The following is a 22,053-nucleotide window of genomic DNA, read 5'->3' as shown; positions in this document are numbered from 1 at the left end:
TGAAAACAAAGGCACCGTCGGGTGCCTTTTGTTTAACTGTTTCCTGATTCACTGAAACGCACGTCTTCTTCTACGGTAATGGTACAGACCAACTGTTTGCCATTGCGCAGCACGGTGAATTTAGCCTTCGTTCCGGGTGGCATCTCAGCAATGATATCCATGGCATCCCTGACATTATTGATGGGTTTATCATTGATCCGGAGCAGCAAATCACCCCGTTGCAGACCGCCTTTGACTGCCGGGCCATCACTGTCCATATTCTCAATGATTAATCCTTTAGAAAGTTGGGCGTCCTGTAATTTGGCAGTGACGGAATCAATCTGTACGCTGGAAATCCCGACATAGCCACGCTTAACCCGCCCGTGAGAGATCAGTTCATCCATAATCCGCTTCGCCAGCTGGTAGGGGATAGCAAAGCTGATACCGTAACCTTCCTGAGATGTCCCCATATGATAGGCTCCGGCATTGATACCGACCAGTTCACCGCGGGTGTTGACCAGTGCACCGCCAGAGTTACCGGAGTTAATGGCTGCATCGGTTTGCAGCAGATCCTGCCGACCGTTGCTGTCTGGTCCCATGGTGCTCAAACCAATGCGGCCGGTGGCACTGATAATGCCTTGGGTAATGGTTTGCCCAACGTTATACGGGTTGCCAATGGCCAGAACCACATCACCGACCAACGGAGAAAGTTGAGGATCCTGCGGGATCTCCGGCAGATTGTCGGCAGAGATAGAGAGCACCGCCAGATCCGTGGGAACATCGGCACCTACCAGCTCAGCAGTGAGTACCCGGCCATCCTGTAGTGCGACAATGATCTGGTCGGCATCAGAGATCACATGAAAATTCGTCAGCACATAACCTTTCCGGCTCATGATCACACCGGAGCCCAGATTCTGGGGTAACAGCTCTTTGCTGTCATTTAAGGCGGAGTGCTGAAAACTGCGGGTATAGATATTAACGACCGCCGGACCGGCCCGGCTGGCAGCATAGGCATAACTCAGCGGCGGCGCCTCTCTGGGATCATAGCTGTCGGAAGTAAACTGGCGTAAATGGGGAGCCCAGATGAGCAGACCTGCAAGCAACAGCCCTAACAATACGGCTTTGCCGATGTAACGTAAGGCTGCAATCCACATAAGTCCTCTCTCCATTCAAAACGAATGAAAAGAATAGCATATCTTTCAGAAGGATGGCCTGCTGACAGAACGCCAGCAGGCGTATTTGTTAACGCAGTACCAGATACAGGGTTGCGTCACCACGGCGGATATTCAATGCCAGAATATCGGCCCGGTTCTTCATTGCAGTCCGCAGCTCCTGCAGATTATTGATGCGGGTCCGGTTGACGCCGACAATCACATCATCTTTCTGCAACCCGGCTTGTGCGGCCGGAGAGCGTTGTTCCAGTTTGGTAATGACGACGCCGGTAACCTTTGAGCCGGGCTCACTGTTACCTAAAGTGGCGCCTTCCAAAGCCGGATGCAGCACACTGGCTTTGGTTTCGGAAAGATCAGCTTGTTTCAGTGTGACACTGACTTCCTGCTCTTTTCCATCCCGGATCACACCTAAGATGACCGTTTTCCCGGCGCCCATGGTGGCAATATTGGCGCGTAATTCACCGAATGAACGCACTGCTTTGCCATTCAGTTTCACGATAATGTCTCCGGCTTTTATACCGGCCACATCCGCGGCGGAATTTGGCATGACCTGATTAACAAAAGCACCCTGCTGTTTATCGGTACCAAAGGCTTTTGCCAGATCCGAGGTCAGTTCGCCACCCATAATGCCGAGTACACCGCGACGCACTTCACCATATTTCAGGATCTGCTCTGACAGGTCACGTACCATATTGGATGGGATCGCAAAGCCGATACCGATATTACCGCCGTTGGGTCCCAGAATTGCGGTGTTGATACCAATCAGCTCGCCTCTCAGGTTAACCAGCGCACCACCGGAGTTTCCGGAGTTAATCGCGGCATCCGTCTGAATGAAGTTTTCAATATTTTCGATATTCAGCCCGCTTCGTCCCAGCGCACTGATAATACCGGAGGTAACCGTTTGTCCCAGACCAAACGGGTTCCCGATCGCGATAGCAAAATCACCGACCCGCAGCTGTTCTGAGTTCGCCAGTTTAATTTCGGTTAAACCATCCGCTTTAATCTGCAGTAATGCGATATCGGATTGCTGATCCTCACCAATCTTTTTCGCTTTGACTTCCCGACCATCCTTGAGGGTAACTTTGATTTCATCTGCACCATCTATGACGTGATGGTTCGTGATCACATAACCTTTAGCGGCATCAATGATGACACCGGAACCCAGAGCCTGAAACGGCTGCTCCTGAACCTGAGCATCAGGCATATCCGGTCCGAAGAAGAAACGGAATTGCTCCGGGATCTCCTGTCGGGTGACCTTTTTACCTGAAACCAGAATGTTCACCACGGCCGGGGTAACCTGTTCGACTACCGGGGCCAGACTCGGCATATCCTGTCCGTCGACGCTCAACGGCAAGGCTGCCTGGGCAGGTAATACAGATAAAGCCATACTCAAACTTAATGCTAAAACACTCAACATGTGTCGGGTATTGCTCATGCGCTACAGCTCCTTACAACAAGACCAGGTAATTACCAACTCATTGTTATATGACAAGAATCATAGAGAAGAGTTCACGACGATTTGTGATCATTTAACAAACCAGATGGTTCACCGGAATAATCACGTGGCTGATGTACGCCTTCATTAACCGGTGCTGTCTGTTCGGTTTCTTCTGCCGGCACATCCGGCTGGATGCTATAAATCGTCTGACTGTTAGTCAGTTTTTCGCTCTGTTCGGACATATGCTGTGACATCCGCTGATATTGCGTACCCAATTGCTCCATCAGACCGGAGAAGCCAATAAAGTGATCCTGCACATCACGTTTATATTGTTCAAATTCTTTGCGTGTTTTGGTCAGTTCTTTGTGTAACTTGGCCGCATCACCGGCTCGGGAGGTGGAACGTCCTGCGACAAAGCCAACAATCAGGCCAATCAGTACAAACAGGATCATGGTGAATTCAGTCGTCATAACAACACCTTATACATTTCAGGACACGGCCTCACTATAGCCGCAGACTTTGAGTAAGTGTATCGCTTTTGCTCAGTGGACACTACGGAGTGTGACTTCGCAATAAAAACCTGGAAATCAGCTGAAACGAAGAGAATATTTATCCACAGATAAAATGAAAATCAAGATGCTTTTCTCGTCAGCTTCTCCTATAATCTTGCGGCCCACGTTACAGGCCACCTCCGTAGACGGTGCCCACGCCGCTACGCGTGGACTAGCAACTCCTGCAGGTCTTGTATTCGAAGGGGTACAAGCGAAAGCATTCACAGATTGCGTCTCAAGATAGACGTGATTGTTTTTTTTATTTAGGTAATTTGGGTTTACTCGATGAAAACTTTCGTTGCCAAGCCAGAAACCGTAAAGCGTGACTGGTACGTTGTTGACGCAGAAGGCAAAACTTTAGGCCGTCTGGCTACTGAAATCGCTTCCCGTTTACGTGGTAAGCATAAAGCAGAATTTACTCCGCATGTTGATACCGGTGATTATATCGTTGTTATCAATGCAGAGAAAATCACTGTGACAGGTAATAAAGCTGCGGCTAAAACTTACTACTCCTACTCTGGTTTTCCAGGTGGTTTGAAGTCTATTACTTTTGACAAACTGATCGTTCGCAAGCCAGAAATGATTCTTGAGATCGCAGTCAAAGGTATGTTGCCAAAGGGCCCGCTGGGTCGTGCCATGCTTCGTAAACTGAAAGTTTACGCAGGTACCGAGCACAATCACGCTGCTCAACAACCTCAAGTACTGGACATCTAATCGGGAGCTGGCAAATGGCTGACAATCAATACTACGGCACTGGCCGTCGCAAAAGCGCTACCGCTCGTGTGTTTGCTAAAGTAGGTAGCGGCGATATCGTTATCAACAAGCGTTCACTGCAGGACTACTTCAGTCGTCCTACCGCTCGTATGGTGGTTATGCAGGCTCTGGAACTGGTCGATATGACTGGTAAACTGGATCTGTATATCACTGTAGCTGGTGGTGGTATCACTGGTCAGGCTGGCGCTATCCGTCACGGTATTACCCGTGCACTGATGCAATATGACGAATCACTGCGTCCTACTCTGCGTAAAGCAGGCTTTGTTACTCGTGACGCTCGTCGCGTTGAACGTAAGAAAGTGGGTCTGCACAAAGCGCGTAAGCGTCCACAATACTCCAAACGTTAATTTTTACGTTATACAGTATTTGTGTTGCGAAAAACCGTCTGGCGAAAGCCGGACGGTTTTTTTTTATCCGGGAAAAAGCGGATCCTGTGCTATAACGAATGTTAATTGTTATCAGATCGTGTCACAGTACAATCCTCGGAAAAGCTCGGGTAGTAGAAATTATCAGCGACAGGTATCATGCTGATAACAGGATATGATTTGGCAGGAGAACAGTAAAAATGAAAAAAATTGAAGCAATCATTAAACCGTTCAAACTGGATGATGTGCGTGAAGCATTGGGTGAAATCGGTATCAGCGGCATGACCGTTTCTGAAGTAAAAGGCTTTGGCCGTCAGAAAGGGCATACCGAGTTATACCGTGGCGCTGAATATGTTGTTGATTTTCTGCCAAAGGTAAAACTGGAGCTGGTAGTCAATGACGAGGATGTTGAAAACTGTATTGAAGCCATCAATCGCAGTGCCAAGACCGGCAAGATCGGTGATGGTAAGATTTTTGTCACTGCGGTAGAACGCGTCATTCGTATTCGTACCGGCGAAGAGAACGAAGAAGCCATTTAATCTCTTCCTGCGACCACATCGTTGCTGTTTTCAATAACAGATGGCGGTGTGGTTTTGTTTTTATGGATAGTTGTACCATGTTAAAACCGTTTTTCCTGCTGACGCTGTTATTGCTGACAGCCTGTAGTTCCACCACAACCAACCGTCCGGATAATCCGGAGAATATCTGTGATATTTTCCGGCAAAACAGTGACTGGTATGAAGCTGCGCTGGATATGCAGACGCGGTGGCGAGTGCCGCTCACGGTATCGATGGCGATGATGTATCAGGAATCGAGCTTCAGGCATGATGCCAAGCCGCCGATGGATTATTTCCTGTTTATTCCGCTGGGTCGTCGCAGCTCGGCTTATGGTTATGCTCAGGTCAAAGATGAGACCTGGGGCGATTATAAAGATCAGACCGGAAACAGCTGGGCGGATCGCGATGATTTTGCCGATGCCATCGATTTTATGGGTTGGTATTCGTACAAAACCAGCCGGGTGAACAAGGTGGCTCCGTCTGATGCGTATAATCAGTATCTTAATTACCATGAAGGCTGGGGCGGTTTTCGCCGTGGTACCCATTATCAGAAACGCTGGTTGCTGAAAACCTCACGGGTTGTGGACGCACGGGCAAAGCGGTATGCGGTACAGTTTCAGCAATGTCGCAGTTCGCTGTGAGCTTAGAATTTTAAAGGAGGCAGCATGCCGTTATTAGATAGTTTTACTGTGGATCATACCCGGATGCAGGCGCCTGCTGTACGTGTGGCCAAACAGATGCGGACACCACATGGTGATCCGATTACCGTGTTTGATCTGCGTTTCTGTGTGCCGAATCAGGAGATCCTGCCGGAACGTGGCATTCATACGCTGGAGCATCTGTTTGCCGGCTTTATGCGTGATCATCTGAATGGCAGCGATGTGGAAATCATTGATATTTCCCCGATGGGCTGCCGAACCGGTTTTTACATGTGCCTGATTGGTACGCCGGATGAGGCCCGCGTTGCGGCTGCCTGGAGTGCTGCCATGGAAGACGTACTGAAAGTCGTGGATCAGGCGAAGATCCCGGAGCTGAATGAATATCAGTGCGGTACCTATCAGATGCATTCGCTGGAAGAGGCGCATGAGATCGCGCGCGCGATTCTGGCGCATGGTGTTGGTGTTAATAAAAATGCGGAACTGGCATTGCCATCCGATAAACTGGCTAGTCTGTAACTATGAAACATGAAAAATCAGCGCCGGCGAAGCAGGAAGTCTCGCGGCATAATGGTTCGGGGCAAGGAGCAGAAATGAATCAGGAATTACAGGAATGGCAGGAAGAGACGGCCGAGATTATTGCTGAACTGGTCGAGGACGGCAGTAATCCGGATGCGGAATATCCTATCGAACATCATTTCGCGGCAGTGGATTTTGACAGTCTGGAAAAGCTGGCGGTGGATCTGTACAAAGCCGGTTTTGAAGTCGAAGATGCGGAAGAGGTTGAGCTGGATGACGGCGCGATCGTGTTCTGCTTCGATGCCACGAAAGAAGGTTCGCTGGACGTTGAGCGTATCACTGCCGAGATCTCGACGCTGTTACCGTTGTGTAAGAAGTACCACGTTGATTATGACGGCTGGGGCACTTACTTCGCGGAATAACCCTATTTCAGTATCATGAAAATCAGAAGGCGGCTAACTTGAAACTAGCCGCCTTTTTTGATCTCAGGTGAATTAAAGCTGCCCAGACTGATAATCGCTGATCGCTTGCTCGATTTCGCTGCGGGTGTTCATGACAAACGGTCCCCACTGGACGATCGGTTCACCTAACGGCTGCCCGGATAACACCAGCAGCTGATCACCGGCTTGCCCCTGCAATAAAACCCCAGTCGCTTGCGAGTCATTGCTCAGAATAGCCATCCGTCGTGGAGCAATAGTCTGACCGGCTACGTGCGGTTGGCCCTGTACCACATACACAAACGCATTATGCCCGGCAGGGATCGGAACAAACAGTGGCTGCGCGCTGGTCAGCTGAATATCCAGATATACAGGGTTCGTATCCGGGCGTTGCAGTGGCCCGACAATGTCATTCCACGACCCGGCAACCACTTTCACCCGATGACCTTCGTCAGTCGTGACAACCGGAATTTGTGCCGCAGGTACTTCGGCATAGCTGGGTTTCGCCAGTTTGTTTTTTGCCGGCAGGTTGATCCATAACTGAAAACCATGCATCAGACCGGCCACCTGCTCCGGTGTTTCGGAATGCAAAATGCCTTTGCCTGCGGTCATCCATTGCACATCGCCGGGACCGACAACACCTTCATGGCCGGCATTGTCTTTATGCCGCATCTGGCCAGCCAGCATGTAGGTGACGGTTTCAAAGCCGCGGTGTGGATGCTCTGGGAAGCCGGCAATATAGTCATTCGGATCGTCGGAGCGGAATTCATCCAGCATCAGGAATGGATCAAGACGACGTTGCCATTGCTGGGTTAGTACACGGATCAGATTTACACCAGCACCATCGCGGGTTGGCTGACCTTGTACGATATGTTCTGTTTTACGGCTGCTCTGAGACATACTTCCACCTGTTGCTACATTTTGTTTACAACTACAGTATGGCTTCAACTCAGTCGAAAAATAAGCGGATTATTTGGCTTGGTTTGTTCGATTTAATCGAATGATTTAACGCTATTGCCGATCGGAGAGAGTGAGCCAGCGCCAGCTGGTGGACGAGGCTCAGTCAGACAAGAAAGCGACGGATTAATCTTTTTTACTGCTTCAGTGCGGCAAGGATTTGTGCGGTATTGTAACGCATCATCTCCAGATAGGTTGGCGCGGGACCTTTGTCATCTGACAACGCATCAGAGAACAGAGGTTGTCCCGGTTTCACACTGGTTTCTTTGCTGATTTGCTGCATCAGTCGCGGATCAGAGATGTTTTCCACAAACAGTGCTTTGATATTTTCCTTGCGGATCTGTTTGATAATCTTGGCAATGTCACTGGCAGAGGCTTCAGATTCGGTGCTGACACCCTGAGGTGCAATCGTGGTGATCTGATAGCGGGCTGACAGATAACCAAAAGCATCATGACTGGTGATCATCTTGCGTTTTTCCGCCGGAATGGCAGCAAATTCCTGCAGCAGTGATTTATCCAGCTGTTCCAGTTGCTGAATATAGTTGCCGGCATTCGTCTGATAATCAGCTTTATGCGCCGGATCAATCTGGCTTAAGCCATCGGCAATGTTGCGGACATACTGAATGGTATTCGGAATGCTGTGCCAGGCATGAGGATTCTGACTGCCGTGCTGATGCTCATCTGCTTCGTCATGATGCTCATCGGCATCATCAGGCTGGTTTTGCTCTTCGTCACCAAAGGCTAAAACGTGAATACCGGCACTGGCGGTGATCACTTTGCCTTTGTAGTGACTGGCAGAGACCAGACGCTCCATCCAGCCTTCAAAGCCCAGACCATTGACCACAAACAGCTGTGATTTGGTCAGGCGGATAGTGTCCTGTGGCGTTGGCTGATAAACGTGAGCATCGCCATTCGGGCTTACCAGGGTCGAGACGGTGACATGTTCGCCGCCAACCTGTTGCACCAGATCGCCCAGAATAGAAAAACTGGCGATAACCGGAATTTTATCGTCGGCCAGTACGAACGGCGAGCAGAGGCTGCTGCTGAGCAATACCGATGTGAGGCAATGAGAAAAACGCATGAAGACTCCTTAAGCTTGCAGATGAGCGCGTCGCACATAACGCCAGAGCAGACCACTGCGGTGACCGGCAATGATAGACAGAAAATAGCAGACCCCCAGCGTCAGAATGATCGCCGGACTGGTTGGCCATCCCAGATGATAGGAAACCAGCAAACCAGCCAGACTGCTGAACATTGCCAGCACCACCGAAATCATCAGCAGATGACTGAGACGGTTGGTCCAGTAGCGGGCGGTGATCGCCGGCAGGATCATGATCCCGACCGCCATCAGCGTGCCAATGGCGTGGAATCCGGCAATCAGGTTCAGTACTGCCAGCAGCAGGAAGGCGATATGCGCGACCGGCCCCATGCGGCTGACGCTGCCAAGGAAGTCGGGGTCGAGACATTCCATGACCAGCGGACGATACAGGAGTGCCAGCAGCAACAAGGTCAGTGATGTCACGCTGCCGAGCAGCCACAGTGCGGCATCGTTCAGCGCCAGTGCCGAACCAAACAGCACGTGCAGCAGATCGACGCTGCTGCCATTGACGGAGATGATCATCACCCCGAGGGCCATCGAAATCAGATAAAAGGCAGCCAGACTGCTGTCTTCACCGCTTTCGGTCAGGCGGGCCACGAAACCGGAGAGGATCACCACCAGTCCGCCAGCCAGCAGACCGCCGATGGTCATGGCTTCAACCGATAATCCGGCGACCAGATAACCCAGTGCCGCACCTGGCAGAATGGCATGTGCCATGGCATCCCCGGTCAGGCTCATGCGACGCAGCATCAGGAAGACGCCGACCAGCGGCGCACTCAGTGACAGGGCAATACAGCCGGCCAGTGCCCGCAGCATAAAATCAAATTCGGCGAATGGCTCGATCAGCCATTGCCAGAGCAAAGCTAACATCAGGCAACATCCTTTTCTGATTGGTGACAGACCGGTGCATGTTCATCGAACGACTCGATCTGGTGACGGGCGCGTTGCCAGTTTTCTGGTGTGAGCACCTCGGTGGTTGCACCATATGCGACTAACTGGCGAGCCAGCAGCAGACTGTACGGAAAATGGTGACGCACCTGTTCACTGTCATGCAGTACCGCCAGAATGGTCCGGCCCTGCTGATGCCAGTGTTGCAGCAGTTGCAGCAGATCCTGGCAGGTCCGGCTGTCGATGGCATTAAACGGCTCATCCAGCAGGATCAGTTCGGCATTCTGCAGATAGAGACGGGCAAACAGGGTGCGTTGCATTTGTCCGCCGGAAAGCGACGCTATCGGCCGGTTAGCAAAACCCTGCATACCGACAGCCTGCAGTGCATGTTCGATCTGATGCCGGTGCGCTTTGGTGAGACGGCCAAAACTCCCCAGTTTATGCCACAATCCCATACCGACCAGCTCGGTAACACTGATAGGGAACTGTCGATCAATCCGCGATTGTTGCGGCAGATAGGCGATCTGTTCGCGCTCTATTCCGTTCAGCTGCAGGTGTCCCTGTAGTGGCTTGAGTTGTCCCATAATGCCTTTCAGCAACGTGGATTTGCCGGCACCATTAGGGCCGACGATTGCCAGCAACTGCCCGGCCGGGACATCCAGATTCAGATGATGGATTGCCGGATGGCGGTCATAGCCCAGTGTCAGATTTTCACAGTGCAACATATCAGCTCATGCTCCATAACAGTAAAGCCCAGATGGGCAATAACACGATGGCAGCCACGAATAAGCGTTGCCAGACCGACCAGAACAGACTGGCCGCCGGACGTACGGTGGAAGAGTGATGAGAATGCGGCATAAACAATAACCGGAGGTTACAAATTGCTGCGGATGTTATAACATAACACCCGAGATGAAAAGGGTTATCAATAAGACTTTTTGCTGCTGAACAGGCAATGATTCGGTATCCTTAGTGAGTATCAGGTTATTCAGGAGAGTTGGGTTCATGCAGCATGCCTCACCACATTGTGAACACAATCAGGCGGGATTAACGACCAATCGCAAGCTGGTGCTGGATGCGTTATTACAGGCTGATCGTGCGGTCAGTGCCTATGATGTGCTGCAATTGTTGCGGGCAAGAGAAGTGCACTGGCAGCCACCGACGGTTTACCGCGCACTGGGGTTTCTGGTGGAAGCCGGCATGGTGCATTATATCCAGTCGATCCAGAAATACATGGTTTGTCATCATCAGCACTGCGGCCATGTCACTCAGCTGCTGATTTGTCACCAGTGCGGGCTGGTGCAGGAAGTGCCGATTGCGGAAAGTCTGGTGGCTGAGCTGGAGCAGCAGGCCGCGACACATCAGTTTGAACTGATCCCGCAATTTCTGGAATTGCAGGGTATTTGCAAGACCTGCAAAGACGCAAAAGCCAGCTAATCATCCCATCAGCAGCAGAGTCAGTTGAGGGCGTTCAGGTAGCAGAACGCCGACACGCCATAAATACATCCCTGTAGGCTCGGGCGGCGGCATCCTTGCCGCCAACGGTCGCTTATCTGTTACCTGAATGCCCTCACGGCAGCATGATTTAAAAGTCACAGATTGACTATCCCATCATCCCGCAGTCGTATGGATGCTGTTATGCTTTAGGTATTCACTGTCAACGGATTGCCTGAAAATGACTTCATCTACTGCCATTCCTTTACCTGCATTACTGTCTGAACTGGCGGCAAAACAGTGGCGACGTCTGCTGGAGCGCGCTGATGCACAGCAGCAAGCGCTGTTTTTATCTCATCAGCCGATGTTGCTGCGTTTGCTGGCGTTATCTGATTTTGTCGCCGAGTCATTTATTTATTCTCCGGCCATGCTGGCTGAACTGCTTACCAGTGAGCGATATTTGCAGGCAGAACGCAGTGCGGCGTATCCGGCTCTGCTGCAAACCGCCTTACAACACGTGGACAGTGAGGATAGTCTGAAGCGGGTGCTGCGCCAGTTCCGTCGGGAGCATATGGTGCTGATTGCCTGGCGTGAGTTGCTGGGCTTATCCGAAGTAGAAGAAAGCTTTAAACATCTCTCAGTGCTGGCGGAAAGCCTGATCATGGCAGCCTATGACTGGCTGTATACCAAAATGTGCCGTGAAGCCGGTACGCCGATCGGCAGGGAAAGTGGCGAACCACAACGCATGCTGATCTTTGGTATGGGTAAGCTGGGCGGAGGGGAGCTGAACTTTTCGTCCGATATTGATCTGATTTTTGCTTATCCGGAACGGGGCTTCACGCAGGGCGGACGACGGGAACTGGATAATCAGTCCTTCTTCACCCGTCTGGGCCAGCAACTGATTAATGCGCTGCATCAGCAGACCGCGGATGGTCAGGTGTACCGGGTCGATATGCGGCTGCGGCCATTCGGCGATTCCGGTCCGCTGGTGGCAAGTTTTGCGGCGCTGGAAGAGTATTACCAGCAGCACGGCCGTAACTGGGAACGTTATGCGATGGTGAAGGCGCGTATCATGGGACCGGAAAATGATGACAGCCGCTACCTGATGCAGATGCTGAAACCGTTTATTTACCGCCGCTATGTGGATTTCGGGGCGATTGATGCGCTGCGGAAAATGAAAGGCATGATCGTCGCTGAAATACGGCGCAAAGGGTTAAAAAATGACATCAAGCTGGGGGCCGGTGGTATCCGTGATGTCGAGTTTATTGTCCAGGCTCATCAGCTGATCCGGGGTGGCCGTGAACCAGAGCTGCAGGTGCGGCATATGCCGGCGGCACTCCGGGCGTTACAGCAGCATCATGTGCTGACGGATGAGGAATATCAGACACTCTCGTCCGGTTATCACTATCTGCGGCGGGTAGAAAATATCCTGCAGGAGATCGCCGATCAGCAAACCCAGACATTACCGGATAATGACCGGGATCGGCTGCGGGTGACGGTCGCCATGGGATATCACTCCTGGGAAGAATTCGCTCAGGCCTTACAGCAGGTACACGCGGCGATTCACCAGTTATTCAGTCAGGTGATTGGTGAGCAGGAAGAGCAGGAATCGGATGTGCCTACTGCCTGGCAGGATATGTGGCACAGCCATTTACCGGCGGAAGATCTGGTGCCGTTATTGCAGCAGCAAAATGTGGCGGAAGCAGAGAAACTGGCAACGGAGCTGACACACTTACGCGATGAATGTCTGCACCGGCCGATCGGCCCGCAGGGACGGGAAGCATTGGGGAAACTCATGCCGCGTCTGCTGAGCCTGCTGGTGCAGGATGCCGCCCCGACGGAGCTGCTGAACCGGATCCGCAAAGTGCTGCTGCATATTGCTACCCGTTCCGCCTATCTGCAGTTGCTGGCTGAAAATCCGGGCGCACTGAAACAGTTACTGAAACTGTGTGCGGCCACACCGCTGGTGGCTGAGCAGCTGGCGCGATATCCGGTGTTGCTGGATGAACTGCTCGATCCGGCACAGTTGTACAACCCGACCCCCCTCAATCAGTATCGGGATGAACTGCGTCAGTATCTGCTGCGGGTACCGGAAGATGATGTCGAGCAGCAGATGGAAGCGTTGCGCCAGTTCAAACAGATCCAGTTACTGAAAATTGTCGCGGCGGATATCGCGGGTGCCTTACCGCTGATGAAAGTCAGTGATCACCTGACCTGGCTGGCGGAAGCGTTGCTGACGGAAGCAGTCAATCAGGCATGGGGTCAGCTCACGGCCAGACACGGTTTACCACCGCTTTCCGTAAAAAACGGCGAGAAAAATTTTGCGGTGATTGCCTATGGCAAACTGGGTGGTATTGAGCTGGGTTATGGTTCGGATCTGGATGTTGTGTTTATCCACGCGACCGAAGGGGAAGGGTATACCAACGGGGATAAACCGCTGAGTGTACGGCAGTTTTATGTGCGTCTGGCACAGAAAATCATTCATCTATGTGAGACCCGTACGACGTCCGGCATTCTGTATGAAATTGATATGGAACTGCGCCCGTCCGGTGCTTCCGGCATGCTGGTTTCTACGCTGAATGCTTATGAGCATTATCTGCAACATGAAGCCTGGGTCTGGGAACATCAAGCGCTGGTGCGTTCGCGGGCCGTGTATGGCGATGCTGCGCTGCTGGCCGGTTTTGAGCGGGTGCGGGCTGAGATCCTGAGTCAGCCGCGGGAAATCCACTCACTGGCGAAATCGGTGGCGGATATGCGCAATAAGATGCGCAAACATTTGTTGCGCGGTACGGCGGATCAGTTTGATCTGAAACAGAGCGCGGGCGGCATGATAGAAATTGAGTTTATTGCTCAGTTTATGGTGCTGGCCTATGCGGCGCAGAATCCGGCATTACTGACCCGCTGGTCGGATAACGTGCGTATCTTTGAATCTTGTGTGGAAGCCGGATTACTCACAGAAGAGGAATCGATTACACTGAAAAAAGCCTATCTGGCAATCCGGGATCGGGCGCATCGTTGTACTTTGTCCGGCGTAACCCGGATTATTGATGGTCAGGAATTACAGGAAGAACGCGCAGCAGTAGTGGCTTTGTGGCATAAGCTGATTGATCGGCAGTTACCTGCACCGGATCAGCCGATCCAGTAAATATGACCAACAGGGGGATGATACCCCCTTTAATTCCCTCTAAAAATGTAATCGTTTACATTCATTTTATGACGGGAATCACGCCATGAATAAAATCTGACAGTCAGTTTCATATCTGCTCTTTATGATGAAATTTATAACCCATCATTTCTGCTGAATAAGGAGGAATGATGTATGAAAATAGTCATCAAGAGGAGTGTCTATGCAACTGGCTCAGTGTCTGGCGCGTCGTGATTGGGAAAATCCGGCGGTTACCTCTCTGCATCGTCTGGCGGCTCATACGCCGCAATCCAGTTGGCGTGATTTGGATGCAGCCCGCAAGGAATTACCATCGGACTCAGTTGTCAGCCTGAATGGTGACTGGCAGTTCAGTTACTTTGCTGCGCCGGAAATGGTGCCGGAGGCATGGTTACAGGCGGATTTGCCTGACAGCAACGTGCTGCCGGTGCCATCGAACTGGCAGATGCATGGCTATGACATTCCTATCTACACCAATATTAAATACCCGTTTCCCTGCACTCCGCCGTTTGTGCCGAAAGAAAATCCGACCGGTTGTTATTCCACAACCTTTGATGTTTCCGCGGAATGGCTGAGTGCTGGCCAGACCCGCGTTATTTTTGATGGTGTCAATTCAGCGTTCTATCTCTGGTGTAATGGTCACTGGGTAGGGTATTCGCAGGATAGCCGTTTACCGGCGGAATTTGATTTAACCCCTTATCTGCAGGCGGGAAGTAACCGGCTGGCCGCGCTGGTATTGCGCTGGTCTGATGGCAATTATCTTGAAGATCAGGATATGTGGCGCATGAGCGGGATTTTCCGCGATGTGTCACTGCTGCATAAACCGGCGACCCGGCTGGCCAATGTATCTGCCCGTCCGGAGCTGGATGCCTGTTACCGTGATGCACAATTACATCTGCAGGTGGATGTCAGCGGCGAATGTGCGGCACATCAGGTGGCAGTCTGGTTGTATGACGGTGACGAAGCACTGGTGTGCGAGCGCCGGGCGATCGGCACCGCCGCGATCGACGAAAAAGGGGTCTATCACGATCGGTTGTTACTGTCGCTGCCGGTAAAAGCACCGCGTTTATGGTCGGCGGAGGAGCCGAATCTGTACCGGTTGGTGGTCGCCCTGGAAACAAACGATGGCGTGCTGGTGGAGGCCGAAGCCTGTGATGTCGGTTTCCGCAGTGTGGAAATCAAGAACGGTTTGCTGCTGGTCAATGGCAAGGCAGTACTGATCCGTGGTGCCAACCGGCATGAGTTTCATCCGGAGCGCGGACAGGCGGTACGTCCGGAGGATATGCTGCAGGATTTGCTGCTGATGAAGCGCTATAACTTCAATGCGGTACGCACTTCGCATTACCCGAATCATCCTTACTGGTATCAGCTCTGTGACCGCCTCGGTTTGTATGTGGTGGATGAAGCCAATATCGAAACGCATGGCATGACGCCGATGAGCCGTCTGTCGGACGATCCGCTCTGGGTGGGCGCGTTTACCGAACGTGTCACCCGCATGGTGCAGCGCGATTTTAACCATCCGTCGATCATCATCTGGTCGCTGGGGAATGAATCCGGTCATGGCGCAGTGCAGGACAGCATGTACAGCTGGGTGAAATCACGTGATCCGAGCCGTCCGGTACAGTATGAAGGCGGTGGTTCAGATACCGCCGCAACCGACATTGTCTGCCCGATGTATGCGCGGGTGGATGAGGATCAGCCATTCCCGGCCGTGCCGAAATGGGCGATTAAAAAGTGGATCGGTATGCCGGGTGAAGCGCGGCCGCTGATCCTCTGCGAATACGCACATGCGATGAATAACAGCCTCGGTGGCTTTGCCCGTTACTGGCAGGCATTCCGCCAGTATCCGCGTCTGCAGGGCGGCTTTGTCTGGGATTTTGTCGATCAGGGCATCAGCCGCATCAGTGCGGACGGTAAGCCTTACTGGGCCTATGGCGGTGATTTCGGTGATACCCCGAATGATCGTCAGTTCTGCCTGAACGGCGTGTTCTTCCCGGATCGCACCCCGCATCCGTCGCTATACGAAGTACAGAAGGCGCAGCAATTCTTCCAGTTTAAACTGCTTTCCACTTCACCACTGAAAATAGAGGTCAGTAGCGAATATCTGTTCCGTCATTCCGATAATGAACAGTTGCGCTGGCAAATCATGCAGCAGGGAGAGCGGAAGGCCTCCGGCGAGCAGGCATTATCAGTCGGGCCGGAAGGCACAATCATGCTGACCCTGAGCGAGCAGTTACCACCGCTGACCGCAGGCATCGAAGCCTGGCTGGATGTTTCGGTGCATATGCTGCACGATACGCCGTGGGCAGAAGCCGGCTTTGCGGTAGCCAAAGAGCAGTGGCCATTACCGGTGGCGCTGGCTGCTCCGGTCTGCGAACACCATGCTGCAGAGATTACACCGCTGCTGGAAGACAAAGGCGATAAATGGCAGATCTCGGCTGGTGAACAGTGCTGGTGGCTGGATAAACAGTCCGGTCTGCTGACCGACTGGCAGCAAGCCGGACGCGCGTTGTTGCTGTCACCGCTGCAGGAGCAGTTTGTCCGGGCGCCGATTGATAATGATATCGGTGCCAGTGAAGCGGATCATGTTGATCCGAATGCCTATATTGCCCGCTGGCAGGCAGCCGGACTGAATCAGCTGCAGGATCGTTGTTTCTCCGTACAGACGTATCAGAGTTCCGATGGTGTGGTTATTCAGGTGGAGCGCGGGCATTTTCATGCAGAACGATTATTGCTCCGCTCTCTCTGGCAATATCATTTTACGGCACGGGGTGAGTTGCAGCTGAACATTACCACCCAGGTGGCAGAAGGTTTGCCATCACTGGCGCGTATCGGCATGGTGCTGCATCTGGATGAGCAAAGTGATCAGGTGAACTGGTTTGGTCGCGGCCCGCATGAGAACTATCCGGATCGTCAGACATCCGCGCACATTGGCTACTGGCAATTGCCATTAGCCGAACTGCATACGCCGTATATTTTCCCGTGTGAGAATGGTCTGCGTTGCGACACGCGTGAACTGCAACTGGGCGGCCTGCAGGTCAGCGGCCAGTTCCATTTCCGGGTCAGCCCGTTCAGTACCCGACAGCTGGCGGATACGCGTTATCAGTATCAGCTACAGGCAGAAGACGGTTTGTTCCTGCATCTGGACGGCTTCCATATGGGGATCGGCGGTGATGACTCCTGGAGCCCGAGTGTACATCCCGATTATCAGCTGGGGGCGGGGACGTATCGCTATCAGGTGACGCTGAAATATCAGGCGTAACCATAAAAAGAAGGCCGCAAAAGCGGCCTTCTTTGTCTCGGCAGAGCAGGATTATTTATTGTTATCCCAGATCCCCGGTTCGATTTTCGCTTTCATTTCCGGGAACTGATTCACATCAAAAGTCGGTAATTTACCGGCTTTACGTTGTGCGTTGTAATCTTTCGCCAGTTTGGATGCGGTACCGGACAACAAAATGATGGCAATCAGGTTGGTCACAATCATGAATGCCATGGAGATATCAGCCAGTGTCCAGACAACCGGCAACTCAGCCACCGCGCCAAACATCACCATCCCCAGTACACACAGACGGAAAAGTGCCAGACGGGCCGGGTGATTGTGTTCCAGGAACACCAGGTTGTTTTCGGCGTACGCGTAGTTAGCGACAATCGAAGTAAAGGCAAAGAAGAACACCGCAAACGCGATGAAATAATTGCCAGCACTGCCGATGTGCTCCGACAATGCCGCCTGCGTGAGTTGGATCCCGGTCAGGTTATTACCCGGCACATACTGATTGGAAAGCAATACGATTGCCGCAGTACAGGTACAGATCACGATGGTATCGATAAATACCCCCATCATCTGCACATAACCTTGTGATGCTGGATGCGGCGGATAAGGACTGGCGGTTGCAGCAGTATTTGGAGCTGAACCCATCCCTGCTTCGTTAGAGAACAGACCACGCTTGATGCCATTCATCATTGCCTGGGCGATGGTATAACCCAGCGCACCGGCGCCCGCCTGTTCCAGACCAAAGGCAGAATTGATAATGGTCATGAACACATCTGGTAACTTCTCCAGATTCATGCCGACAATAACAACAGCCAGAAGCAGATAAGCGATAGCCATAAATGGCACGACCAGCTCGGAAAAACGCGCGATGCTGCGTAGGCCACCGAAAATAACGATGCCACTCAGAACGGCTAATACAACGCCGGTGATCCAGTTTGGAATACCGAATGCAGACTGCATGGCGCCACTGATCGAGTTGGCCTGCACCGAGTTAAAGGCCAGACCAAACGAGATGATCAGGAAAATGGAGAACAGCACGCCCATCCAGCGCTGACCCAAGCCTTTTTCCATGTAATAGGCCGGACCACCACGGTAGCTGCCATTATCGTCTTTCACTTTGTAGAGCTGCGCCAGCGTACTTTCTACAAAAGCGGATGCCATTCCAATCATCGCGATCAGCCACATCCAGAAAATAGCACCCGGACCGCCGAGGTAAATGGCGACTGCGACACCGGCCAGATTACCGGTACCGACGCGTGCTGCCAGACCGGTACACAGTGCCTGAAAGGAGGAGATCCCGGCGGCATCACTGACGGTACTGTGTTTCAGTACGGTGAACATGTGACCGAAATGACGGAATTGAATGAAACCTGTACGGATAGTGAAAAAAATCCCTACGGCCAGCAGCACATAGACGAGCTGGCCCCATAAGAGGTCACTCAGTGCATTAATTATATTTTCCATTTCTGGCTTCCTTGTTTGACATGAACCGCGTTTAAATCTGCCCATTAATTATAATGGCCATATGAATTCTTATGCGTATGTGGCGGTGAATTATATAAAAATTGAGCAGAAGGCATAGTAAAAATACTACTTAGGATCATTTTAGCGGATTTACGGATGGATTTTTGTCCTGTTTGCAGAATAACAGCCTGATATTCTGCCGGATAAAAAAGCCCTCAGCTTAGAGGGCTTTTTCAGAGATAACGGAATTATTTACTCATCATCATGCAACGCTAATGGCGCAACGGATTCATCAAATTCCTGTAATGGTTTATGTGTTTTACCGACATAGGTATAAATCACCGGCAGCACAAACAGCGTAAAGAACGTACCGATGGTCAGACCGGCGACGATCACGATACCGATACTGAAACGACTGAGCGCCCCGGCGCCCATCGCCCCCAACAGTGGTAACAAACCGGTCACCATCGCCGCGGTAGTCATCAGGATCGGACGCAGACGCACGCGGGCCGCGATCTTCACCGCATCCATCTTGCTCAGGCCTTTCAGCAATTGCTGTTCACGGGCTACTTCGCAGATCAGGATACCGTGTTTACTAATCAGCCCGACCAGCGTGATGATCCCCACCTGGGTGTAGATGTTCATGGTCGAGAGCCCCCACGCCAGCGCGACCAATGCACCGCTGATGGCCAGCGGTACCGACATCATGATCACCAGCGGGTCGCGCCAGCTTTCAAACTGTGCGGCCAGCACCAGGAAGATCACACACAGTGCCAATAGGAAGGTGTACATCAGTGCACTGCCTTCCTGCACATACTGACGCGCTTCGCCCATATAATCATGCTGATAACCCAGTGGCAGTTCCGAGACCACATTCTCTTCCAGCCATGTCACCGCATCGCCCATCGGCATGATCGGCACAATACCGATCGTGGCCGAGTTCAGCTGGTTGAAATGGGGCAGGGCGCGGATTTCGCTTTTCAGATCAACCGTGACCAGATTACTCAGCGGGATCGACTGACCGTTTGCTGCGGTCACATAGTAGTGTTTGATCGATTCCGGATTGAGACGGAACTGACGCTCCACCTGCGGGATCACTTCGTAGCTGCGGCCATTCAGTGACACCCGGTTGACGTTGCCATCGCCCATCAGCGTGCTCAGTGTCTCCGCAATAGCCAGCATCGAAACACCATAGGCACCGGCTTTATCGCGGTTGATCGCGATATGCATGGTGGCCGAATCAAAGGCCAGATCCAGATCGGTATACACGAACTGACGGTTGGTTTTGATTTTTGCCAGCGCATCGCTGGCCACTTCAAACAGACTGCGGAACTCGTTTGGTGTAGTGATCACCAGCTGTAACGGCAGACCACCGCCGGCGCCCGGCAGTTCCGGGAACTGGAACGAACTGATCGCCACGCCCGGCATATCCTGCAGGGCAGCGTTAGTCCGTTGCACGATCACCGGTGCTTTCTCACGTTCACTCCATGGTTTCAGGATCGCAATCGCCAGCCCCTGGTTATTGTTCGGAATACCCGCCAGCGCCAGATTGGTCGACATGGCCGGATCTTTCATCAGCGTTTCACCCGCCGCGGCCATATTGTTCTGTATGTAGTCGAGGTTCGCCGTATTCGGCGCCTTCGCCATCATCAGATACGCACCGCGGTCTTCTGAGGGTGCCAGTTCGGCCGGGATCAGTTTAAACAGCAGCGGCATCACGGCCAGCACGATAATACCAAAGATAATAATCACTGGCCGGCGGGTCATCACCTTATCCAGCATCCGGCTATAACCGGAGGTAATGCTGTTCAGGGTGTTTTCTACCCCGCGCTCAAAGCGGTTCGGGTTGATGTGAGGTTTTAACATTACCGAACACATCATCGGCGACAGTGTCAGTGCGATAACCCCGGAGATAAATACCGCGCCAGCCAGCGTCAGCGCGAACTCCTTGAAGATCGAACCGGTCACGCCGCCCATCAGTGCAATCGGGGTATATACCGCCGCCAGCGTGATGGTCATCGTGATAACCGGGCTGGCAATTTCGCGTGTCCCGATGATCGCGGCACGGAACGGTGGCTCCCCGGCCTTGATGTGCCGGTCGACGTTTTCTACCACCACGATAGCGTCATCCACCACCAGACCAATCGCCAGCACCATGGCCAGCAGGGTGATCAGGTTGATGGAAAAGCCAAACATCTGCATCAGCATGACCACACCAATCAATGACAATGGAATGGTCACAATCGGGATCACCACCGCGCGCATCGAGCCGAGGAACAGCGCTATCACCACCAGTACGATCGCCGCCGCTTCTACGATGGTTTTCAGCACTTCATGGATGGATTCGTTGATCGCCTGCGTCGAGTCATACAGCAGTTTCATGTTCATGGTATTCGGCAGGTTACGCTCAAAATCCGGCAATAACTTGCGTACATTGGCCGCAATTTCCAGCGGATTCGCCGACGGAGCGGAGTCGACAGCCGCGATCACGGCTTCTTTACCATTTGCCAGCGCACGATATTGGTCGTGGTTTTTCTCCAGCGAGACTTTCGCGATATCCCGCAAGCGGATCACCGCGCCGTCATGGCTGGCGACGACCAGCTCCTCCAGTTGTTCGGTACTGTTAACCTGCGTATCCGCTTCGGCGTTATACAGCACAAAATAGCCGGTCGCCTGACCGGGTGCGGATTGGTAGTTATTCGACTGCAACACAGACAATACCTGCGTTGATGAGAGGTTATACGCGCCCATTTTCAACGGGTCTAACCAGACACGCATCGCGAACTGAGTACCGCCGTACAGGTTAACTTTAGCCACACCGGGAACCGTAAACAGCTGCGGTTTGATCACCCGTTCCAGATAATCGGTGATTTGGGATGAATTCAGTTCGGCACTGGAGAACGCGATATAGACGATGGAAGTATTACTACCGGTGGAGGAGGTGATACTCGGATCATCCGCTTCTCTCGGCAGCTGTGAACGTACCGAGTTCACCTTGGCCAGTACATCCGCCAGCGCCGCGTTCGGATCGGTATTCAGACGCATATTCACCGTAATGGTGGAACGCCCCAGCTGACTGCGCGAGGTCATGTAGTCAATGTTTTCCGCCTGCGCGATAGCCTGTTCGACCGGCTGGGAGATGAAGCCCTGAATAACGTCAGCACTGGCACCGTAATAGTTGGTGGTGACCGTGATCACCGTATTGGTGACTTTCGGATATTCGCGGATCGCCATGCCACGCAAGGCTTCCAGTCCGAATAACACCATCATCAGACTGATAGTCACGGCCAACACGGGCCGCCTGATAAAGAGATCAGTAAAACGCATAT

Annotated in this window: 19 protein-coding genes; 9 read left to right on the top strand and 10 right to left on the bottom strand. The window is 52.4% G+C overall.

The window, feature by feature from the left end:
* Window positions 1-32: 32 nt before the first annotated feature.
* From degS to TOLA_RS14995, 3 genes are all read right to left on the bottom strand, one after another.
* Window positions 33-1,133, bottom strand: coding sequence for an outer membrane-stress sensor serine endopeptidase DegS (degS, locus tag TOLA_RS15005; protein ID WP_015879963.1), 1,101 nt, complete (start codon window positions 1,131-1,133; stop codon window positions 33-35).
* Window positions 1,134-1,221: 88 nt separating this feature from the next.
* Window positions 1,222-2,586, bottom strand: a complete 1,365-nt coding sequence (locus TOLA_RS15000; RefSeq protein WP_015879962.1) for a Do family serine endopeptidase — start codon at window positions 2,584-2,586, stop codon at window positions 1,222-1,224.
* Window positions 2,587-2,660: 74 nt separating this feature from the next.
* Window positions 2,661-3,059, bottom strand: a complete 399-nt coding sequence (locus TOLA_RS14995) for a Z-ring associated ZapG family protein (protein ID WP_015879961.1) — start codon at window positions 3,057-3,059, stop codon at window positions 2,661-2,663.
* Window positions 3,060-3,425: 366 nt separating this feature from the next.
* Between TOLA_RS14995 and rplM the strand changes: the two genes are divergently transcribed.
* The 6 genes from rplM to rraB all read left to right on the top strand — a co-directional run bounded on the left by rplM (window position 3,426) and on the right by rraB (window position 6,433).
* On the top strand, window positions 3,426-3,854 hold the full coding sequence (gene rplM / locus TOLA_RS14990) for a 50S ribosomal protein L13 (protein WP_015879960.1): 429 nt from the start codon (window positions 3,426-3,428) through the stop codon (window positions 3,852-3,854).
* Window positions 3,855-3,868: 14 nt separating this feature from the next.
* Window positions 3,869-4,261, top strand: coding sequence for a 30S ribosomal protein S9 (rpsI, locus tag TOLA_RS14985; protein WP_015879959.1), 393 nt, complete (start codon window positions 3,869-3,871; stop codon window positions 4,259-4,261).
* 218 nt (window positions 4,262-4,479) lie between these two features.
* Complete coding sequence (locus TOLA_RS14980; RefSeq protein WP_015879958.1) at window positions 4,480-4,818, top strand: P-II family nitrogen regulator; 339 nt, start codon at window positions 4,480-4,482, stop codon at window positions 4,816-4,818.
* 77 nt (window positions 4,819-4,895) lie between these two features.
* Window positions 4,896-5,477 carry a transglycosylase SLT domain-containing protein gene (locus tag TOLA_RS14975; protein ID WP_015879957.1) on the top strand — a complete coding sequence of 194 codons (582 nt, stop codon included), beginning with the start codon at window positions 4,896-4,898 and terminating at the stop codon, window positions 5,475-5,477.
* Between the two features lie 24 nt (window positions 5,478-5,501).
* On the top strand, window positions 5,502-6,011 hold the full coding sequence (gene luxS / locus TOLA_RS14970) for an S-ribosylhomocysteine lyase (protein ID WP_015879956.1): 510 nt from the start codon (window positions 5,502-5,504) through the stop codon (window positions 6,009-6,011).
* A 74-nt stretch (window positions 6,012-6,085) separates the two neighbouring features.
* Window positions 6,086-6,433: a ribonuclease E inhibitor RraB gene (gene rraB, locus TOLA_RS14965; protein WP_015879955.1), complete on the top strand. Its 348-nt coding sequence runs from the start codon at window positions 6,086-6,088 to the stop codon at window positions 6,431-6,433.
* A 72-nt stretch (window positions 6,434-6,505) separates the two neighbouring features.
* Here the strand turns inward: rraB and TOLA_RS14960 are convergent, their stop codons facing one another.
* The 5 genes from TOLA_RS14960 to TOLA_RS16990 form a co-directional block, all read right to left on the bottom strand.
* Entirely contained in the window at window positions 6,506-7,348 is an 843-nt protein-coding gene (locus TOLA_RS14960) for a pirin family protein (protein ID WP_015879954.1), read from the bottom strand.
* A gap of 193 nt (window positions 7,349-7,541) precedes the next feature.
* On the bottom strand, window positions 7,542-8,486 hold the full coding sequence (locus tag TOLA_RS14955; RefSeq protein WP_015879953.1) for a metal ABC transporter substrate-binding protein: 945 nt from the start codon (window positions 8,484-8,486) through the stop codon (window positions 7,542-7,544).
* 9 nt (window positions 8,487-8,495) lie between these two features.
* Window positions 8,496-9,374: a metal ABC transporter permease gene (locus tag TOLA_RS14950; RefSeq protein ID WP_015879952.1), complete on the bottom strand. Its 879-nt coding sequence runs from the start codon at window positions 9,372-9,374 to the stop codon at window positions 8,496-8,498.
* A complete protein-coding gene (gene aztA, locus TOLA_RS14945) occupies window positions 9,374-10,117 on the bottom strand; it encodes a zinc ABC transporter ATP-binding protein AztA (protein WP_015879951.1) in 744 nt (247 codons plus the stop codon). Before aztA ends, TOLA_RS14950 begins: the two co-directional genes overlap by 1 nt.
* Before the next feature lies 1 nt (window position 10,118).
* Entirely contained in the window at window positions 10,119-10,250 is a 132-nt protein-coding gene (locus TOLA_RS16990; RefSeq protein WP_281054810.1) for a hypothetical protein, read from the bottom strand.
* A 147-nt stretch (window positions 10,251-10,397) separates the two neighbouring features.
* Between TOLA_RS16990 and TOLA_RS14940 the strand changes: the two genes are divergently transcribed.
* From TOLA_RS14940 to TOLA_RS14930, 3 genes are all read left to right on the top strand, one after another.
* Window positions 10,398-10,829, top strand: coding sequence for a Fur family transcriptional regulator (locus TOLA_RS14940; RefSeq protein WP_015879950.1), 432 nt, complete (start codon window positions 10,398-10,400; stop codon window positions 10,827-10,829).
* A 238-nt stretch (window positions 10,830-11,067) separates the two neighbouring features.
* Window positions 11,068-13,971 carry a bifunctional [glutamate--ammonia ligase]-adenylyl-L-tyrosine phosphorylase/[glutamate--ammonia-ligase] adenylyltransferase gene (glnE, locus tag TOLA_RS14935; RefSeq protein WP_015879949.1) on the top strand — a complete coding sequence of 968 codons (2,904 nt, stop codon included), beginning with the start codon at window positions 11,068-11,070 and terminating at the stop codon, window positions 13,969-13,971.
* Between the two features lie 202 nt (window positions 13,972-14,173).
* Window positions 14,174-17,251, top strand: a complete 3,078-nt coding sequence (locus TOLA_RS14930; protein WP_015879948.1) for a beta-galactosidase — start codon at window positions 14,174-14,176, stop codon at window positions 17,249-17,251.
* A 51-nt stretch (window positions 17,252-17,302) separates the two neighbouring features.
* Here TOLA_RS14930 and TOLA_RS14925 read toward each other — a convergent pair whose 3' ends face one another.
* Together TOLA_RS14925 and TOLA_RS14920 are read right to left on the bottom strand one after the other, a co-directional pair.
* The gene (locus TOLA_RS14925; protein ID WP_015879947.1) at window positions 17,303-18,724 is read right to left on the bottom strand and encodes an alanine/glycine:cation symporter family protein; all 1,422 of its coding nucleotides are present in this window, start codon (window positions 18,722-18,724) and stop codon (window positions 17,303-17,305) included.
* Window positions 18,725-18,976: 252 nt separating this feature from the next.
* Window positions 18,977-22,051 carry a multidrug efflux RND transporter permease subunit gene (locus TOLA_RS14920; protein ID WP_015879946.1) on the bottom strand — a complete coding sequence of 1,025 codons (3,075 nt, stop codon included), beginning with the start codon at window positions 22,049-22,051 and terminating at the stop codon, window positions 18,977-18,979.
* Window positions 22,052-22,053: the final 2 nt, after the last annotated feature.

Source organism: Tolumonas auensis DSM 9187 (genome assembly GCF_000023065.1).
Classification (GTDB): Bacteria; Pseudomonadota; Gammaproteobacteria; order Enterobacterales; family Aeromonadaceae; genus Tolumonas; species Tolumonas auensis.
This window is presented reverse-complemented; position numbering and strand designations above follow the sequence as displayed.

What these genes read in the sequence shown, in the direction of transcription:
- degS (WP_015879963.1), bottom strand. Translation starts at nt 1,133, where the DNA reads ATGTGGATTGCAGCCTTACGTTACATCGGCAAAGCCGTATTGTTAGGG.
- TOLA_RS15000 (WP_015879962.1), bottom strand. Translation starts at nt 2,586, where the DNA reads ATGAGCAATACCCGACACATGTTGAGTGTTTTAGCATTAAGTTTGAGT.
- TOLA_RS14995 (WP_015879961.1), bottom strand. Translation starts at nt 3,059, where the DNA reads ATGACGACTGAATTCACCATGATCCTGTTTGTACTGATTGGCCTGATT.
- rplM (WP_015879960.1), top strand. Translation starts at nt 3,426, where the DNA reads ATGAAAACTTTCGTTGCCAAGCCAGAAACCGTAAAGCGTGACTGGTAC.
- rpsI (WP_015879959.1), top strand. Translation starts at nt 3,869, where the DNA reads ATGGCTGACAATCAATACTACGGCACTGGCCGTCGCAAAAGCGCTACC.
- TOLA_RS14980 (WP_015879958.1), top strand. Translation starts at nt 4,480, where the DNA reads ATGAAAAAAATTGAAGCAATCATTAAACCGTTCAAACTGGATGATGTG.
- TOLA_RS14975 (WP_015879957.1), top strand. Translation starts at nt 4,896, where the DNA reads ATGTTAAAACCGTTTTTCCTGCTGACGCTGTTATTGCTGACAGCCTGT.
- luxS (WP_015879956.1), top strand. Translation starts at nt 5,502, where the DNA reads ATGCCGTTATTAGATAGTTTTACTGTGGATCATACCCGGATGCAGGCG.
- rraB (WP_015879955.1), top strand. Translation starts at nt 6,086, where the DNA reads ATGAATCAGGAATTACAGGAATGGCAGGAAGAGACGGCCGAGATTATT.
- TOLA_RS14960 (WP_015879954.1), bottom strand. Translation starts at nt 7,348, where the DNA reads ATGTCTCAGAGCAGCCGTAAAACAGAACATATCGTACAAGGTCAGCCA.
- TOLA_RS14955 (WP_015879953.1), bottom strand. Translation starts at nt 8,486, where the DNA reads ATGCGTTTTTCTCATTGCCTCACATCGGTATTGCTCAGCAGCAGCCTC.
- TOLA_RS14950 (WP_015879952.1), bottom strand. Translation starts at nt 9,374, where the DNA reads ATGTTAGCTTTGCTCTGGCAATGGCTGATCGAGCCATTCGCCGAATTT.
- aztA (WP_015879951.1), bottom strand. Translation starts at nt 10,117, where the DNA reads ATGTTGCACTGTGAAAATCTGACACTGGGCTATGACCGCCATCCGGCA.
- TOLA_RS16990 (WP_281054810.1), bottom strand. Translation starts at nt 10,250, where the DNA reads ATGCCGCATTCTCATCACTCTTCCACCGTACGTCCGGCGGCCAGTCTG.
- TOLA_RS14940 (WP_015879950.1), top strand. Translation starts at nt 10,398, where the DNA reads ATGCAGCATGCCTCACCACATTGTGAACACAATCAGGCGGGATTAACG.
- glnE (WP_015879949.1), top strand. Translation starts at nt 11,068, where the DNA reads ATGACTTCATCTACTGCCATTCCTTTACCTGCATTACTGTCTGAACTG.
- TOLA_RS14930 (WP_015879948.1), top strand. Translation starts at nt 14,174, where the DNA reads ATGCAACTGGCTCAGTGTCTGGCGCGTCGTGATTGGGAAAATCCGGCG.
- TOLA_RS14925 (WP_015879947.1), bottom strand. Translation starts at nt 18,724, where the DNA reads ATGGAAAATATAATTAATGCACTGAGTGACCTCTTATGGGGCCAGCTC.
- TOLA_RS14920 (WP_015879946.1), bottom strand. Translation starts at nt 22,051, where the DNA reads ATGCGTTTTACTGATCTCTTTATCAGGCGGCCCGTGTTGGCCGTGACT.